The sequence below is a fragment of the Streptomyces hainanensis genome, assembly GCF_004348415.1.
Classification (GTDB): domain Bacteria; phylum Actinomycetota; class Actinomycetes; order Streptomycetales; family Streptomycetaceae; genus Streptomyces; species Streptomyces hainanensis.
The window spans coordinates 1-1229 of record NZ_SMKI01000836.1; the positions used below are offsets into that span (position 1 = coordinate 1).

The 1229-nt window shown below is 69.6% G+C and carries 1 protein-coding gene; it reads left to right on the forward strand.

What is annotated here, in order from left to right; all coding sequences use genetic code 11:
• Positions 1 to 277 precede the first annotated feature (277 nt).
• Positions 278 to 1057 carry a class I SAM-dependent methyltransferase gene (locus E1283_RS36310; RefSeq protein WP_132822407.1) on the forward strand — a complete coding sequence of 260 codons (780 nt, stop codon included), beginning with the start codon at positions 278 to 280 and terminating at the stop codon, positions 1055 to 1057.
• Positions 1058 to 1229 lie beyond the last annotated feature (172 nt).

The window sequence follows — 1229 nt, forward strand, 5'->3', positions numbered from 1 at the left end:
GACCCACCCCAACCAGACACGACATCAAGCCCGTTACCGCCTTCACACCGCCTCCCCGACAACACCATTACGCGAAGGGCGAACGCGATGCCGCGGCGGCGGCGCGCCTCACGGACGCGGCGGTCCGCGAGACGTCGTGGGGGCGGAACGCGAACCGGCCGGTCGGACGGTGGTCGATCGGAGGACGCGGCCCGGTGGATCCGGGACCTCGTCCCTGCGGAGCGGGGAGTCTCGCCGGGGCCTGTCCTGCGGATCATGTGAGCACTAGGCTGCGGCGATGGAACGTGTAACCGACGTGCCCGAGAGTCTCGCCCGGTCCGCGGATCCGGCCCCGGCGAATGACTACGACAGTTTCGCCGAGGCGTATTCGGCGGAGAACGAGAACAGCCTCGTGAACGCGTACTACGCGCGGCCCGCGATGTTGGCCCTCGCCGGAGACGTGGCCGGCCACCGGATCCTGGACGCCGGCTGCGGCTCGGGCCCCCTGTCCGCCGCATTGCGCGACCGTGGCGCGGTCGTCACCGGTATCGACGCCAGCGCCGGGATGTTGGCGTTGGCCAGGCGGCGGCTCGGTGACGACGCGGCCCTGCACGTGGTCGACCTGAGCGCCCCCCTGCCGTTCGCCGACGGTGAGTTCGACGACGTGGTCGCGTCGCTGGTGCTGCACTACCTGGAGGACTGGGGGCCGACACTGGCCGAGATGCGGCGCGTGCTCAGGCCAGGCGGCCGACTGATCGCGTCGGTGCATCACCCCCTCGTGGACTACGTGATCCAGGATCCTCGGCCCGACTACCACGCGACCACCAGCTATACCGACGAATGGAGGTTCAACGGACAGTCCTTCCCCATGAGCTTCTGGCGCAGGCCGTTGCACGCGATGACCGAAGCCTTCACCACCGCCGGCTTCCGCCTCTCCGTCATCAGCGAGCCGCAGCCCGACCCGGCCGCCCGTGAACTGTTCCCCGACGACTTCCATGACCTCTCGACCAAAACCTGCTTCCTGTTCTTCGTCGTCGAGGTACCGCCGTCGGCTCGGGCCACGGGCTCGGACGAGTAGCCGGTCAGACAGAATTCGCATTCCGTGACGTGTTGGAGCCGTGCCGCCCGCGGGACCTCCCTGTCGACGTCTCGGGGATGCGCCGAACACCTCGCCGCTCACGCCGTGATCGACGCTCCCCTCCCGGCCCGCCATACCGCCGGGATGCTGCGGCAGCGCCATGGGGGTGGGT